The sequence below is a fragment of the Mycobacterium kyogaense genome, assembly GCF_036946525.1.
Classification (GTDB): Bacteria; Actinomycetota; Actinomycetes; order Mycobacteriales; family Mycobacteriaceae; genus Mycobacterium; species Mycobacterium kyogaense_A.
Genome location: NZ_JAQIIY010000013.1, coordinates 80,240 through 94,962, shown reverse-complemented (window position 1 = coordinate 94,962; position 14,723 = coordinate 80,240). Strand labels below are relative to the sequence as shown.

General features: G+C 67.7%; 9 protein-coding genes and 1 tRNA gene. 4 read left to right on the top strand and 6 right to left on the bottom strand.

Annotation, left to right across the window (positions count from 1 at the left end; genetic code table 11):
- Positions 1-77: 77 nt before the first annotated feature.
- The 5 genes from PGN37_RS12030 to PGN37_RS12010 form a co-directional block, all read right to left on the bottom strand.
- Entirely contained in the window at positions 78-542 is a 465-nt protein-coding gene (locus PGN37_RS12030) for a single-stranded DNA-binding protein (RefSeq protein WP_335331253.1), read from the bottom strand.
- A 162-nt stretch (positions 543-704) separates the two neighbouring features.
- Entirely contained in the window at positions 705-2,729 is a 2,025-nt protein-coding gene (locus PGN37_RS12025; RefSeq protein ID WP_335331252.1) for a cytochrome c oxidase assembly protein, read from the bottom strand.
- Positions 2,730-2,763: 34 nt separating this feature from the next.
- Complete coding sequence (locus tag PGN37_RS12020) at positions 2,764-5,112, bottom strand: glycerol-3-phosphate 1-O-acyltransferase (RefSeq protein WP_335331251.1); 2,349 nt, start codon at positions 5,110-5,112, stop codon at positions 2,764-2,766.
- Positions 5,109-6,707 (bottom strand): HAD-IB family hydrolase/lysophospholipid acyltransferase family protein, encoded by a 1,599-nt coding sequence (locus PGN37_RS12015; protein ID WP_335331250.1) that lies wholly within the window; start codon positions 6,705-6,707, stop codon positions 5,109-5,111. Before PGN37_RS12015 ends, PGN37_RS12020 begins: the two co-directional genes overlap by 4 nt.
- 17 nt (positions 6,708-6,724) lie before the next feature.
- On the bottom strand, positions 6,725-8,215 hold the full coding sequence (locus PGN37_RS12010) for a wax ester/triacylglycerol synthase family O-acyltransferase (RefSeq protein WP_335331249.1): 1,491 nt from the start codon (positions 8,213-8,215) through the stop codon (positions 6,725-6,727).
- Between the two features lie 75 nt (positions 8,216-8,290).
- Between PGN37_RS12010 and PGN37_RS12005 the strand changes: the two genes are divergently transcribed.
- Positions 8,291-8,363: transfer RNA gene (locus PGN37_RS12005), tRNA-Arg, on the top strand.
- A 17-nt stretch (positions 8,364-8,380) separates the two neighbouring features.
- Here PGN37_RS12005 and PGN37_RS12000 read toward each other — a convergent pair.
- On the bottom strand, positions 8,381-10,972 hold the full coding sequence (locus tag PGN37_RS12000; protein WP_335331248.1) for an alpha/beta hydrolase family protein: 2,592 nt from the start codon (positions 10,970-10,972) through the stop codon (positions 8,381-8,383).
- Positions 10,973-11,341: 369 nt separating this feature from the next.
- Here PGN37_RS12000 and PGN37_RS11995 point away from each other — a divergent pair, with 369 nt between their 5' ends.
- From PGN37_RS11995 to PGN37_RS11985, 3 genes are all read left to right on the top strand, one after another.
- Entirely contained in the window at positions 11,342-12,622 is a 1,281-nt protein-coding gene (locus PGN37_RS11995) for a PE-PPE domain-containing protein (protein WP_335331247.1), read from the top strand.
- A 5-nt stretch (positions 12,623-12,627) separates the two neighbouring features.
- A complete protein-coding gene (locus PGN37_RS11990; RefSeq protein WP_335331246.1) occupies positions 12,628-13,224 on the top strand; it encodes a class I SAM-dependent methyltransferase in 597 nt (198 codons plus the stop codon).
- A gap of 138 nt (positions 13,225-13,362) precedes the next feature.
- Positions 13,363-14,721 carry an HNH endonuclease signature motif containing protein gene (locus PGN37_RS11985; RefSeq protein WP_335331245.1) on the top strand — a complete coding sequence of 453 codons (1,359 nt, stop codon included), beginning with the start codon at positions 13,363-13,365 and terminating at the stop codon, positions 14,719-14,721.
- Positions 14,722-14,723 lie beyond the last annotated feature (2 nt).

Here is a 14,723-nt window from a genome sequence, read left to right as displayed (position 1 = left end):
GGGTCTTCGCGATCTGCGAGAGTCCGGGACCATCCTAGGCGCGGCCATGATGCCGGGTGACGGTGGCGGCGTCCGCGCTATGCGGTGAGCGCCAATCCGTCACCTCCGTCGACGCTCGCGTCCGTGGACGGCCCGATCTCGGTGTCGGAACTGCTCTCGGAGCCTGCGTCGGCGGGCTGCTCGGAATGGCGACGCTTGTCGATGCGGGCGATGCACCGCGCCAGATCCGGCCCCACCGATGTGGCTCTGATCTCCAGCGACGACCGTCGGTTGCCGTCGCGGTCTTCGTATTCGCTGGTGTACACGTTGCCAACAACGATCACCGCGTCACCCTTCCCGAGCCCTGCGCCGACGCCGGTGACCAGACGCCCCCAGCAGTTGACCGTCGCGTAGAGCGAGTTCCCCGGCTCCCACGTGCCGTCGCCGGTACGCCGACGGGAGTTGCTCGCGACGCGGAATTTGAACAGCTCCTGGTCGCCGACCCAACGACGCTCAGGATTGGTGACGATGGTGCCGACGACGGTGATCGGTGTTTCGAACATGGCGGTTCTCTTTCTCTCAAAGCTGCGGCACGGGCACAGCGCCCGCGCCGTCGATGACACCGCCATTGACCGCCACCGCACCGACACGGCGGCCGTCCGAGCGCCGCGGGCACGACAACTCTGTGGATGAAACGAGCTCTGGGGACAGATCCGGCCCGAGGGTCAGCTGTCGGCGCGGTCGCGGCGAGCCAGCTCGGCCAGCATCGCGTTGTAGGCCGCCAGGTCCGCGTCGTCGTCGCGGTCGGCCGCGCGGTCGAGCCTGCGGGCGGTCCTGTCGTCGCTACGCCGCCACTGCACGAACAGCGCGATCAACACCACCACGAGCGGAACCTCACCGGCCGCCCAGGCGATGGCCCCGCCCAGACGCTGGTCGGCGAGCAGATCGCTGTGCCATGGCAGGGCCAGGGAACGGTAGAAGTCGCCGCCGACCGCGGTGTTGGTCCCCATCAGCACGACGCCGAAGAACGCGTGCAGCGGAAGCGAGGCGAACACCATCGCGAGCTTGGCGATCGGCGGTAGCGGCCGCGGTGTCGGATCGACGCCGATCACGACCCAATAGAACAGATAGCCGCTGAGCAGAAAGTGGATGTTCATCGCCAGATGCGCGGCGTGACTGCCGACCACGGCGTCGAAGATGCCGCCGAAGTACAGCCCGTAGAACCCGACGATGAACAGACCGGTCGCCACGAACGGGTTGGTCAGCAGGCGGGACACCCGCGAATGCAGGGCCGCCAGCAACCACTCCCGAGGTCCCGGCGGCGCGTCCCGTCCCGCGGTCGGCAACGCCCGCAGCGCCATCGTGATCGGGGCGCCGAGCACGAACAGGATCGGCACCAGCATGGACAGCAGCATGTGCGCGATCATGTGCATGCTGAACATCGCCGGCATGTAGCGGCCGAGGCCGGACGATGTCGTGAACAGCAGCAGCAGGCAGCCCAGCAGCCACGCCACCACACGGCCCGCGGGCCACGCGTCGCCGCGTCGGCGCAACCGCCGGTACCCGGCCAGATAGACCGCGGCGAGGATCAGCGCTGCGGTGCCGAAGACCAGATCGAACCGCCAGTCGAACAGCAGCCGGGCCACGGTCGGCGGGCCAGCCAGGTCGTAGCCGATCTCCACCTCCGGGATGGACAAATTCGTGTCGACGGGAGGCGGCGGAGGGGTGCGTCCGAGGGCGACGGCTATTCCGAACGTCAGCCCGAAGACCACCGCTTCGATCAACGCCAGCCGGATCAGTGCGCCGCGCGCCGGGGGGTCCGAGGCCAGCGCGACGATCCCGCGGCGACGCTGCTGCCAACCGAGGACGCCGAGGACGACGAGCGCGGTCAGTTTGGCGAGCAGCAGCCAGCCGTAGCGCGTGTGGATCAGGTCCCCGGGCGTCACCCGCACCAGCGCGTTGATGACGCCGCTGAGCGCCATCGCGACGAAACACCACAGCGCCACCGCCGAGAAGCGCCGCGCCGCCAGATGGTCGTTTCGACCGGATCCGCCGCGCAGCGCGTGCGCCAGGAGCGCCAGCAGCCCGCCGGCCCACACCGCGCCGGCGATCAGGTGCACCAGAAGGCTGTTGGTCGCGATGTCGTGCGACCCGCCGGAGGAGGAGTGTCCGGTCAGCGCCAGCGGCAGCAGGGTGGCCAATGAACCGGCGAACAGCACCGGTGTCCACGACCAGCGCAGCACCGGAATGCTGACCACGGTCACCACGGCGGCCAACAGCGCGGTCCACCGCCATGCGCCGGCGATGTCGATCAGGTCGGCGACCGACCAGATGTCGGCCGGGCTCAGCCGCGTCATCAGCGGCTGACCGCTGATGTCGGACACGGTCAGCGGCACCATCAGGACGGCGCACACCGTCCAGATGCCTGTTGCAGCGGTCCCGACGCGCAGCGCGCGGTAGCCGTCGACGTCGAGGACCCCGGTGGACTGCGGCGGCACCAGGAATGCTGCGAACAGGAACGACCCGATCGCGATGACCGCGGCGATCTCGCCGGCCGCCTTGACGAACGGCAACCCGTAGGTGGTGACGGGACCCGGGTCAGGTAGGCCCGTCGCAGTCAGTGCCTCGGCGAGCGATAGCGCCGACAACGCCGCAGCGGTCAGGCCCGCCAGGATCGCGACGCCGTAGAGCAGCGGCCACACCGAGGCGCGACGCACCCGGACGGGCGCGGCGGAGCCGGTGACAGTCATGCATCCAGCGTATGACCTGCCTGCACGTGACCCGTCACACCGCCCGCTCACGCAGCTGGCGGCGGCTGCGTTCCCTCGCTACGAACTGCTTGCGGGCGAAGCGGTCGACGGTGTTCATGTCGGCCAGGATGCCGCGCAGCTCGTTGCGGAAGGCTCTGCGCCGCTCCTCGAGGTCGGCAGCGGGTTCGAGCAGGTGTTTGTCGGCGGCAACCTGACGCGCGGTGGTGAACAACAGCGCCGACACCGACTCGTTGCTCTGCACCCGACCCTGAGCCAGGTACTGCTCCCCCAGCCCCAACGCCTTGGCGGTGAGGTCCTTCTCGGAGATGTCGGCAGGCGCGTCGAGCAAGGCGTCGGCGACGATCTGGTACGCCTCGAAGAACGGTCGGAGCAACGGACCCGCGATCGTCGGTTTCTTGGCGCGCAGCAGCGCGTCGATACGGTCTCCCCCGGCGGCGACGTCGCTCTCCCAGTCGTCGTGCCACGACATCTCTTCGGCGACGTGCGCGCGGAACGCCGCGGAGTCGGCGAAGTAGAAGTCGAACTTCAACACATCACGCAGGCGCATCACCTGTTCCCAGAACGCCTCGACCCGGTCACCCTCGCTGCGCCCGGCATAAGCCAACGCGAGTTCGACCAGAGACGTCTCGAGGAACGCGTCGATCAACGAGTTGCGGTAGAACGCGGCTTCGAGCTCGTCCTGCGGCGCGATGTGCCAGACCGTCTCCCGGCCGCCGTCCACGCGGGTCACCGGGTGCCCGCCCGAGAGTGCGTCCAGGGCGGCCCGCACGCCGTCGGGAGTGCGTAACCGCAACGCGCTGTTGGTCATCGGGGTCTGCTTGCGTTCGAGATAGTCCAGCGAATCCTGCAGGGTGTGGTGCAACTGGTCGAGGGTGAGCGCGACGCCCCGAGTCGACAGAAGGAGCGCCGAGACCAGCGCGGTCGCGTTGACCGGGGTCACCTGCACGATGCGCCAGGCGACTTCGAAGGCCATCTTCTGCAGGGCAAGGCGTTTGGCTGCCTCGTCGGTGGTCATCGGGCCGTGCGGCTCGCCGAGGTACTCGCGCATGGACACCGCACGCGGGAACCGCACGTAGATCTTCCCGTAGTTCCGTTCACCTTGCGCGCGAATGTAATTGACCAGCCACGACAGACCCTCGGGTGTCTTCTCCCCGCCCCGCGCATACGACGCGTACTCGGCGGTCTCGTGCAGTTGGTCGAAGCTGATCGACACGGGCTGTAGCAGGATGTCGTCGCTGCGGCCGTCGAGGTAGGCATCGGCCACGTAGGCGAGGAGACCGAGCTTGGGCGGCAACATCTTTCCGGTGCGCGACCGGGTGCCCTCGATCGCCCAGGCCAGGTTGAACCGCTTCTCGACGATGTAGCCGACGAACTGACGCAGGACGTACTTGTACAACGGGTCGTCGAGTTTGCGCCGCAGGAAGATCACGCCGGAGCGGCGCATCAGCGGACCCATCGCACCGAACGACAGGTTGATTCCCGCGAACGTGTGCACCGGCGGAAGTCGGTTCTCCTGCATCGCGACGGGCACGATCGCGCCGTCGAGGTAGGACCGGTGCGAGAAGAGCAGGACGGCCGGATGCGCTTCGAGCGCTTGGCGCATCACCTCGACCTCGGTGCGGTCGTAGTCGATGTTCGGGTCGAAGCCGCGACTGAAGATGGCCCGGCCCAGAGACGGGATCAGGTCGACGGAGAACCTGCTCCATCCGGTGCCCAACTCGTCGAGCATCTCGCCGGCCTTTTCGACGGTGGCGCCGGGGATCTCCTCGAGACCCTGCCGGAACCGGGCCGACGACAGCACTTCCGGCTTGATCAGGCGGGGCGACTTGTACTCCGGACCCAGCAGCCGCAGCTCTACCCGCTCGATGGCCAGGGTTGCCCGCCTCAGCACGAACCGAGCGAATTCCCTGGGGTTTTCGGCGGTGGTGTTGTCACTCCAGCTCTGGTGCAGTTCGGAAACCTTGGCCGGTTCGCCGGCGACGACGCGCGCACGCGACGGGTCCCGCTTGAGGATGCTGCGCTGCAACACCTTTGGTGGGCAGTACGTGTCCCGACCCGAGAGCAAGGACACCACTTTCGAGCGCGTCGGCAAGCCGCCGGGTACCCAGAACACCCGCACCGGCACGACTGAACGGTGCTCGTCGGCTTCGAGCATCTCCACCAACCGGGCGAGCACACCGGGCGGCGGATCGTCGTCGGCGGGGAGCTTGAGGACTTCGATCTTGCTCTCGGGGTGCGCACTTCGCTGCTCGTCCAACCAGTCGGCGAGCATCTCCTCCTCTGCGGGCGAGGACACCGATGCGAGGACGAGGGTGTCGTCGACGGCGGTGAATGCGGTGATGTCGTCGGCGCGGACTTTCACGGCCGGCCCTTGGCCGTGGGGGACTTCTTCGCGGGTTGCGCTTTCGCCGGGGCCTTCTTGGCCGCTGCTTTCTTCGCCGGGGCTTTCTTGGCTGCCGCCTTCTTCGCCGGGGCCTTCTTCGCCGGCTTCTGCTGACGCCGGTACAGCTCGGGCTCCGGCAGTTCGTCGTGCGGCCAGTCCTTAAGGGTGTCGAGGTAGAGCTGGCGCACTTCGGCGATGCGGTCCTCTAGATTGTCGTGGGTCCAGCCGTCCACCGAAATAGGCGGGTAGACAACGACATCCACGGTGCCCGGGTTGAAGGTGCTGGAGTCGCGAGCCGCGATCACCTCGGCGTTGCGTATCACGATCGGCACGATCGGGATGCCCACCGACATCGCGATGCGGAACGGCCCCTTCTTGAATTCACCCACCTCGAAGGTGTCCAACCGGGTGCCCTCGGGGGCGATCAGGATGGACACACCCTTGCGGGCGAGTTCCTCGACCTTCTTGAGACCTTCGACGGCCTTCTGCGGATCGTCGCGATCGATGAACGCGGCGTCCATGATCCGGCCCATCGTTCCGACGATCGGGTCGTTCTCGAGCTCCTTCTTGCCCACCGAGGTGAAGTTGTCGCTCACGAGCCGGCCGGCGATCATCGGATCGGCCTGGTTGCGGTGGTTGAAGATGAACACCGCGGGCCGCTCAGCCGTCAGGTTCTCCTCACCGAGCACGTTGAGGTTGATGCCGACCGCCGTCATCAGCGTCCGGCTGAAGACCGAGGTGAAGAAGTTGACGCCGGTGCGCCGGTTGCGGGTCGCCAATCCGACGCCCAGCGCACCCCAGGCCACCGGCACCATCGACGCGATGCCGGCCGCGGTGCGCAGTTGCGCGACGGGGTTGGCGCCGCTTCGGCTGCTGAACCGCAGTATGGGCCAGCCGCGCTTGGCGGCGACCGCGGCCATCTTGCCCGCCGGGTTGGTGGGCCGGGGGTTGCCGACGAGGTACATCAGCGCGACGTCCTCGTCGCCGTCGGCGTAGAAGTAGCTCTTCGACAGGTCGACGCCGTTGGCGGTGGCGAACTCTTGCACGGCACGGGCTTTGCCTGGGCCCCAGATGATCGGTCGCTCGACTTCGCCGGTGATCAACCCGTTCTCGTCGGTCTCGAACTTGTTGCTGAGAATGTTGTCGATGCCGAGGAACCGGGCGACGGGCTCCACCTGGACGGTGAGCGCGGACGAACTGAGCACCACGGTGTGGCCGCGCGCCATGTGGGCGCGCACAAGCTGCCGCATCTCGGGATAGACGCGGCCGACGATCTTCTGGGCGAACAGCCGCTCGGCCAGTTCGTCGATGTCCTCAACCGAATTGCCGCGCAGCATCCGGGCGCCCTTGCCGATCAGGTCCTCGAACTCCGAGCGACCCAGCTGATGGTTGAGACCGGCCTGCACCATGCCGATGAATTCGCCCACCGACATCTGCCGCCGCCGCAATCGGTCCTGGGTCATCACCACGCCGGTGAACCCGGCGACCAGGGTGCCGTCGAGGTCGAAGAACGCGCCGACCTCGGGCCCTTCCGGGGATGCTTCGATCTCGGCGACCGAACCCGGGAGGCGCATCTGGGGATTGTCAGGGCTCACTGTGCGGCACTTCCCTTCGTCGAGGCGGTCTGGGACAAGCGTGACGGAGACTCGGCGGTGAACGTCGCCGGGTGGGCACGTCCGTCGCCGCCGAGTGCGAGAACTTCATCGAAGCCTGCCAGCAGACATCGCGCCAGCAGCGCTGGGTCGGTGACTGCGGCGCGGTCGTAGCGCGCGGTGACCGTGCAGTAGCCGGAGCGAGAGATCAGCACGACCATCATCGCGACGCCGGGAAGCGGGCCGAGTCCGTACTGCCGCAGGACCTGGGCACCGGCGATGAACGTCTCGCCCGCGTAGACCGGCACGTTGCTGGCCTGGACGTCGGAGTTCACGATCGAGCCGGCCATCGACTCCAGCACGCTGTCGGGCAGCAAAGACACGACGGGTGCGATCGCACCGACCATGTCGAGCGCGCGCTCGTCGCGCTTGCGCGTCATCTGCGTCCTGATGTTGCGGATGCGCACCGCAGGATCGGTGAGCCCTATCGGTGCGGCGAGGTTGACCCCGGCGAACCGGTTCCCGCCTGCCGGGTCGGCCTCCGAGCGCAGGTTCACCGGGACGGCCATCGGCAGCGTGTCGACAGGCACACCTTTGGCGTGGTGGTAGAGGCGCAGCGCGCCACAGAGCCCGGCGAGGTACGCATCGTTGATGGAACCGCCGGCGGCCTTGGCGGCGCGGTGGAGGTCGCCGAACTCGATGTCGATCGCGTCGCTTCGGCTGGACAGCGAGCGCCGGCGCAGCAGCGGTGACGGGTCGGCGACCGGGCCGATCACCCGGGCGCCGGACATCGCGTAGTCGATCACGCTGCCCAGCCGTGACACCGGGTCACGCACCACGTGCCCGACCGCCTGCGCTGCCCCGAACAGCGCGTCACGCATCCCGCCGGCAATGGTGCTGGGCAGGCGATTGAGGCCCTGGCGCATGAGGTCGTTCGGCGACAGGTCGGCGGGGATCGGCAGCGGCGGAACCGGTTGCTTCGGCGGGTGACGTTCCAGGTCGTAGAGGTTCGCGAACATCTCGACACCGCCCACCCCGTCGGTGACGGCGTGGCTGAGGTGCACCATCAAGGCGGCCTGGCCGTCGTGGACCCCTTCGACCAGCGTGGCCGTCCACAGCGGGCGAGAGATGTCCAGCGGTGACTGCGCGGCCACCTCGGCCAGATCCATCACCTGCCGGAAGCTGCCCGGCTCGGGTACGCGGACCCTGCGGAGGTGAAAATCGAGGTTGAAGTCCGGGTCCACGACCCAGCGCGGCGCCGCGGTCGGCAGCGTCGGGATCACGACCTTCTGCCGCAGCCGCAGCACTTTGCGGGAGGCGGTGTCGAAGCGGGCGCGAAAGGTGTTCCAGTCGGGAGTGGTGTCGAGCAGTTCGACGGTCAGGATGCCGGAGCGGGTCCGCGGGTTGGCCTCGCCGCGGTGCAGGATCTGGTCGAGGGGGCTGAGCTCTTCCGGGAGTCCAGCCGCGTCCAGGTCCGGCGCGTTAGGCATGGCCACCACGCTAGTCGGCTGCCCTGTGACGCGGAGCGGCTTTAGGTGCTGCTCGCGATACACTCCTCGGGCGTTGCCTCCGTAGCTCAGTGGATAGAGCAACCGCCTTCTAAGCGGTTGGTCGCAGGTTCGATCCCTGCCGGGGGCGCTTTCTCTCGTTCGCCGCTACACCGTGACGACGTTCGGCCCCTGGTTCACGCCGGCCGACGTGGTGGGCAGGGTCACCTCCACGCTGTCGATGTGCACGAAGCCGAACTGTGTGAGGTTCAGGAACGGCGTTGCCGTGGTGAAGATCTGCAGCTCCAGGTCGCTGTCGGACGTCATCGTGTAGGCGATGTCCTCGAGATCGATCTCGGCCACCTGGTCGCGACCGTTGAGCGTGACCGGCACCGGCGAGACGATGTTGCCGACGACGAGCCCCGTGCTCTTGTCGACGACCTGGGCGTAGATGTGGCGACTGCTGCCCAGACCGCTGTAGTTGATCACCACGTGTGGCGCACCGACGACATTCGCCTCCTCCCCCTCCCCGGGATTGGTCAGCGGGATCGTGACCGCGTTCGTCGCGACGGACCCAGCGCCCAACCCGTAGGGCAGAGGGATCTCGGGCTGCGGGCCCGATCCTCCGATGAACGGGATGATCGGCAGCGTCTTGCCGGTGTTCCAGATCGTCGCGGGCACCTTGCTCTCGACGTCGTAGAAGTTGCTCGCCGTGGGCCGCGTCGCCGATGCCCAGCGGTCGCCGTTCTGGTCGGTCCACTCGAACGCGTACGGATCGGCGGGGATGGGCAGGTCCTTGACGTAGCGCTGCATCCACACGGCGGTCTGGGTCAGGAACCACACCTCGTCGGCGTCGCCGTTGCCCTGTCCGGGCAGGCAGGTTCCGTGGCCGCCGCAGTACCAGATCAGCTTCACGTCCGGGTTGTTCGCCATGTAGCCCATGTTGAGGATCGACTGCTGCAGCGGGAACAGCACGTCGACGGTGCCCTGGATGATCAGGGTCGGGATCTTGATGTTGCGCACTGTCTGTCCCGGGCCGCTGTTCTGCAGCAGCTGGATCTGGCTGGGCGTCAGGATGCCCAGTGAGGCGCCGGTGAGGATGCCGCCGTAAATCTGCGGATTGATCCGCGCCCCGGTCTCGATCAGCCCGAGCAGCAGCAGCCCGGCGTACGAGGTGCGGAAGGCGCTGTGAGGGTACAGCGAATCGGGAAGGGTGTTCCACGCCCAGCCGGGCGCGATGGCGTCGACCCGGTCATCGCTTGCGGCAGTGACGAATTGGATGCCACCGCCGTAGGAGACACCGACCATGCCCATGGTGGGATCGCCGGCCTTGTCGAGCTGGACGCCGCTCTGCGTGGCCACCCAGCTGATCAGCTCGGAGACGTCCTGACCCTCGTACTGCGGGCTGTCGAGTTCCAGCAGACCGCCGGAGGCGAATTCGCCGCGGGGGTCCCACGTGACGACGTTGTAGCCCAAGGAGCGGAACGTCGAGACGAAGGGGTCGGCCGGATCGGTCGCGCCCGGCTGCGCCAGCCCTGGTCCGTTGAAGATGGTCTCGTACCCGGGCTTCCCGAGGTCCGGCGAGCCGGCCAGCGCCGGGAAGAAGTTGGTGCTGATCTTGGTGCCGTCCCATGACGTCACGAATGTGGTGAAGGCGATCGGCGCACCCGCCCGCAGCGCGGTGATGTCGACCGAGATGTCCTGCAGCTCAGCGGTACCGAGCAGACCGGAGAAGACCCCAGCCTGCTGCAGCCGCTGGACGACCGGCGTGATGAGACTCGAGCCGATGATGGGCAGACCGGTGATCGCGGTGGTGAACTTCGTGTTCTGGGCGACGAGCACCGAGAAGGTCTCGGTGCCGCTGGGACCGTTGGTGGCGTTCTCGTCGGCGTAGGGCAGGAAGCGGAACGCCCCGGTCGTCGCGTCCAGCGTGAGCTTGCCGCCGTTGCTCGGGCGATCGATGACGGTGTAGGTCGAGCCGTCGGCGGTGGTGCACGTCGCGCCCACGACGCAGCCGCCGATGACGCCTTGGACGACACCGACGGAGTAGGGATCGATGGCCGCGAGCGCGGACTCTCGGCGTGCGCCGGCAAGCAGCACCAGATCCGACAGCGACCCACCGACCGGCACAGATCCGTTGCCCGACGACGCCGGGCTGAATGCTCGGTCGAGCGCGGACAACAGGCCGGATACGACGGTGCGCGCCGGGGCCTGCTCAGTGGGCGGCGTCCACAGCGTGGTCTGCACCCGGGGTTCGTCGGCCTGCTGGCGGCCTGCGACCGCGCGGGGGGTCTGAAGCCAAGACAGGACGCGGGGCTGCTCGGCGGCGGGCTCGGGGTCGGCGGCGGGCGTCGCGACCTCGTCGGCAGACGATGACGAATCCTGCTGCTGCACAACGGTTTCGTTCCGCTTCTGACGCTTGCTCGGGCCGCCCGCGGGGGACTCGTCAGCGTCGTCGGCGCGTTCGGCCCGGGCATCGGCACGCTTCTGACGTTCTTCGGCCACCCGGTCGGCGATGCCTTTGACCGTGTCGGACAGCGACGTGCGCTCGGTGCTCCGATGCTTACCCAGCGGCCGCTTGTCGAGGGTGACGGTGTCGCCGCGAGCGGAGTCCGTCTGGGCGGACTGCGACGACGGTGGTGAGCTCGACGCCTCGGTGTCGTCGGCGTACGCAATCCCTTGCCCGGTGATGATCGCGGTCCCCACTCCGAGGGCGATCGCAAGACCACCGACGCGACCGACGTAGCTAGCAGCACTCATGACCAAACCTCCGCCGCACTTTCGGAAACGGGGCAGACACTACGCCGACAGCCACATGATCAAAGCGAAATCAGCCACCGATTTGTGAAGGCGTCAATTGTCCGAGCCTGACAGTTTTCCGCCTCCGCCACAACGCTATTGACATCGCCCCTGACCGGCGGTGCGCGCGGCGCCGCGTGACCAGCGAACTCCGTTCGGCAGATGACGGCGCCGACACCCGCGAGACCAATGCCCGAACATGTCCCTGACGAGTGTTCTCCGGCAAACACGGGCGATGCGGTGTGGGATACGGTGACCTCTGAACGTTCCGTAGGGGGAATGGGGAGAATGAAGAGATCTCGCACGAGCGGCCGGATCAGAGCCGGTGCCATGACCAGTGCCGCAGTCGGCGTCGTGGCAACAATCGGAGGCGTCGCTGCCGTCGCCCCCCAGGCCCTCCCAGCGCTACCGGTCGACCTGACCGCGCTCATCGTGGTCGGCAGCTCGACCCACCCCGATGGCAGCGGCAACGAGGATTTCTTCGGCGGCCTCTTCAACCAGGCGCCTTACAACCCCGGCGGCCAGCCAGGGCCCGATCTGGTCGGTGTGCCGTTCGGCGGGGGTCCGAAAGCCATCGACGCCGCGCTGGCGGCCCACTCCGGTGAAGAGAACGCGGTGCTGGCATCTGGCTGGGGTGCAGCCAACGCCAGCCTGGTGCTGACCCGGCAGGACCGCAACGACGATCCGACGCTGCCGTCCACCGTCTACGTCCTCGACAACAACGTGTCCCGACCCGACGGAGGTTTCGGTACGCGGTACCCGTGGTTCTCGCTGATCGGGGTGAACCCGTTCCCGTCGCCCACCGACACGGCAGCCAAGGCCGTCGTCGACATCGCCTATCAGTACAACTACAACTCGAATGCCCCGGCGGACCTGTTCAACCTCGTCGCGCACATCAACTCGCTGGTCGCCTACCTCTACGGTTACCGGGAGCAGGACCAGATCGACCTGCCGGTCGACAACGAGGGTCGGCCGACCGTCTCGTGCGGCGGCGCGAACACCTGCGCGGTGCTGGCCAGCGGTGCCGAGGCGGTGCCGTGCGCTGACGCACGGTGCGACACTCCTGACGGCGACCGGGTGGTCGCCTACGTGACGACGCGCGGCAACACGACCTACGTCACCTACACCACCGAAGAGCTGCCGTTGGCGCGGCTGATTCGCGACGTGGTGCCCTTCGGGAACGTGATCGCCGATGTCAGCGAACCGTTGTTGAAGGTCATCGTGGATTCGGCGTACTACGACAACAATCCGATCCCATCCGACCCGAGCCGCTACCGCCCGGCCCGTCTGATGCCGACGGTCGGCGAGTTGGCCGACACCGTGTCCAAGGTGCCGGGAGCCATCCGAGACGGCCTGAAAGCCCTGTCGGACAAGGACTCTGACGAGGCCGAGGTCGATGTCCAGGCCGATGTCGAGGTCGAGACTCCGGACAAGGCGGACAAGACGACCGCTGCGGAGACGCGCCGTGAACGTCGACTGGAGCGGATTCGAACCCGGGCCGCCGCGCGTGAGGACGCCGCCGAACACTCGAAAGCTGATGAGCCGAAGCAGGATTCGAAGACCTCTGCTGACTCGCGGGACGCTTCGGATGGAGACGGCACCGCGGATTGAGGCGGATGACCGAGTACTGGAACCACAACACCGCCTATCACCCGTGGCTACTGGGGTTCGCCCACGGCCGTGACGTCCTCGACGTGGGGTGTGGTGACGGTCTGCTCGCCGAGCGTCTGGCTCCCGTCGCACGATCGGTTGTCGGTATCGATCCCGACCCCGAGGCAATTCGACGGGCGCGCGCGAGGCTGGCGCACATCGACGGGGTGTCGATCGTCCAGGGCTCATTCGCCGACTGTGCATCGGCGGGCGCCCGCTACGACCTGATCACGTTCGTGGCAAGCCTGCATCATCTGGACCTGCGTCCCGCTCTGGCAGCCGCCCGCGACATGCTGCGACCCGGCGGTCAGCTCGCCGTGGTCGGACTGAGCGCGAACACCACCGTGACCGACTGGCTGTGGTCGGCGCTGTACCTGCCGGCCGTGCGTGTGGGGTCGCGGTGGCACCGCGAGACGCGCGACATCGGGGTGACCGTCGCGAGTCCCCGCGAGAATCTGGCCGAGATCCGGCGCATCGCCGCCGAGGTGTTGCCGGGCGTACAGATCCGCCGCGCGCTGTACTACCGCTATCTGATGCAGTGGGAGAAGCCCCGCGACGACTGACCGAACATGACGATGACAGTCACGCTGACGGTACTGATTCGCAGACCGCCGCAACCCCTTTGAACTCATTCGCACCGTGGGTCCGTTCAGCCACAGCGAGGGTCGTTCTTGTCTCACGTTCGAACTAGTGTTCGATATATGGATGTGGTGGCGGACGCGGTCGAGGTGATGCGGGGTCAGTTGGCGATCCTGCGCGACGCCTCCGACTCCCTGTCGCATCGCGAGCTGGTGGCGCTGATGGCCGAGGTCACGGCGTTCGTCCGGTCCGTCCCGGCATTGGAGCATCAGATCCTGAACCGGCTGACCACCGAGACGGAGCCGCGGCGGCTCGGGGAAGCGTCGTGGAAGAAGGTACTGACCACCACCTTGCGGGTCTCGGATAAAGAGGCGAAACGCCGCCTGGCCGATGCTGCGGCGTTGGGTCCGCGGCAAGCCCTGACCGGGGAGCCGTTGGCGCCGGTGTGGGAAGCGACCGCCGCGGCGCAGGCTTCTGGGGCGTTGGATGCCGACCACGTTGCGGTCATCGCGAAATTCCATGATGGGTTGCCGGTGTGGGTCGATGTCGACACCCGCGCCGCCGCCGACCGCCAACTCGCGTCACTGGGCGCGGGACTGACGCCGGAAGATCTGAAGAAAGCCGCGGATCGGTTGGCGGCGATGATCGACCAGGACGGTCCCGAACCCACCGACGCCGACCACGCCCGCCGCCGCGGCATCCAGCTCGGTGAGCAGCAGGCCGACGGGATGAGCCGACTGACCGGGTGGCTCACCCCTGAAGCCCGAGCCAGCTATGAGGCCATCCAAGCCAAGCTGGCGGCACCGGGGATGTGCAATCCCGACGACGAAAAGCCCTGTGTCGAGGGCGAACCCGCCCCCGAGCAAGCGCGATCTGATTCCCGGAGTGTGGCGCAGCGCAACCATGATGCGTGGCTGGCGGTCGGGCGGATGGCGTTGAGCTCGGGTGAGTTGGGCTCTCACAACGGGTTACCTGTGACGGTGATCGTGTCGACGACGCTGCAGGAGTTGGAGACGGGTGCGGGGGTGGCGGTCACCGGCGGCGGCAGCCTGTTGCCGATGGCTGATCTGATCCGGATGGCCGCCCATGCTCACCACTACTTGGCGGTGTTCGACCGCCACACCAATGAGCCGCTGTATCTGGGCCGCAGCAAGCGCCTCGCGAGCCCGGCGCAGCGGATCATGCTGCACTCTGTAGCCCGCGGCTGCACCGGTCCCGGCTGCACGGTGCCCGGCTACTGGACCCAGGTCCACCACATCGACGCCTGGAAGACCGGCGGCGCCACCGACATCACCAACCTCACCCTCGCCTGCGGGCCCGACAATCGGATGGTCGAACAGACCGGCTGGACCACCCGCATCAACAGCAAGGGCCAGGTCGAGTGGCTGCCGCCGCCCGATCTCGATACCGGCCTGCGCCGCACGAACGGCTACCACCACCCCGAACGCCACCTCCTGCCCGAAGACGACCACGGACCGTAGGC

What these genes read in the sequence shown, in the direction of transcription:
- PGN37_RS12030 (WP_335331253.1), bottom strand. Translation starts at nt 542, where the DNA reads ATGTTCGAAACACCGATCACCGTCGTCGGCACCATCGTCACCAATCCT.
- PGN37_RS12025 (WP_335331252.1), bottom strand. Translation starts at nt 2,729, where the DNA reads ATGACTGTCACCGGCTCCGCCGCGCCCGTCCGGGTGCGTCGCGCCTCG.
- PGN37_RS12015 (WP_335331250.1), bottom strand. Translation starts at nt 6,707, where the DNA reads ATGCGCCTCCCGGGTTCGGTCGCCGAGATCGAAGCATCCCCGGAAGGG.
- PGN37_RS12010 (WP_335331249.1), bottom strand. Translation starts at nt 8,215, where the DNA reads ATGCCTAACGCGCCGGACCTGGACGCGGCTGGACTCCCGGAAGAGCTC.
- PGN37_RS12000 (WP_335331248.1), bottom strand. Translation starts at nt 10,972, where the DNA reads ATGAGTGCTGCTAGCTACGTCGGTCGCGTCGGTGGTCTTGCGATCGCC.
- PGN37_RS11995 (WP_335331247.1), top strand. Translation starts at nt 11,342, where the DNA reads ATGACCAGTGCCGCAGTCGGCGTCGTGGCAACAATCGGAGGCGTCGCT.
- PGN37_RS11990 (WP_335331246.1), top strand. Translation starts at nt 12,628, where the DNA reads ATGACCGAGTACTGGAACCACAACACCGCCTATCACCCGTGGCTACTG.
- PGN37_RS11985 (WP_335331245.1), top strand. Translation starts at nt 13,363, where the DNA reads ATGGATGTGGTGGCGGACGCGGTCGAGGTGATGCGGGGTCAGTTGGCG.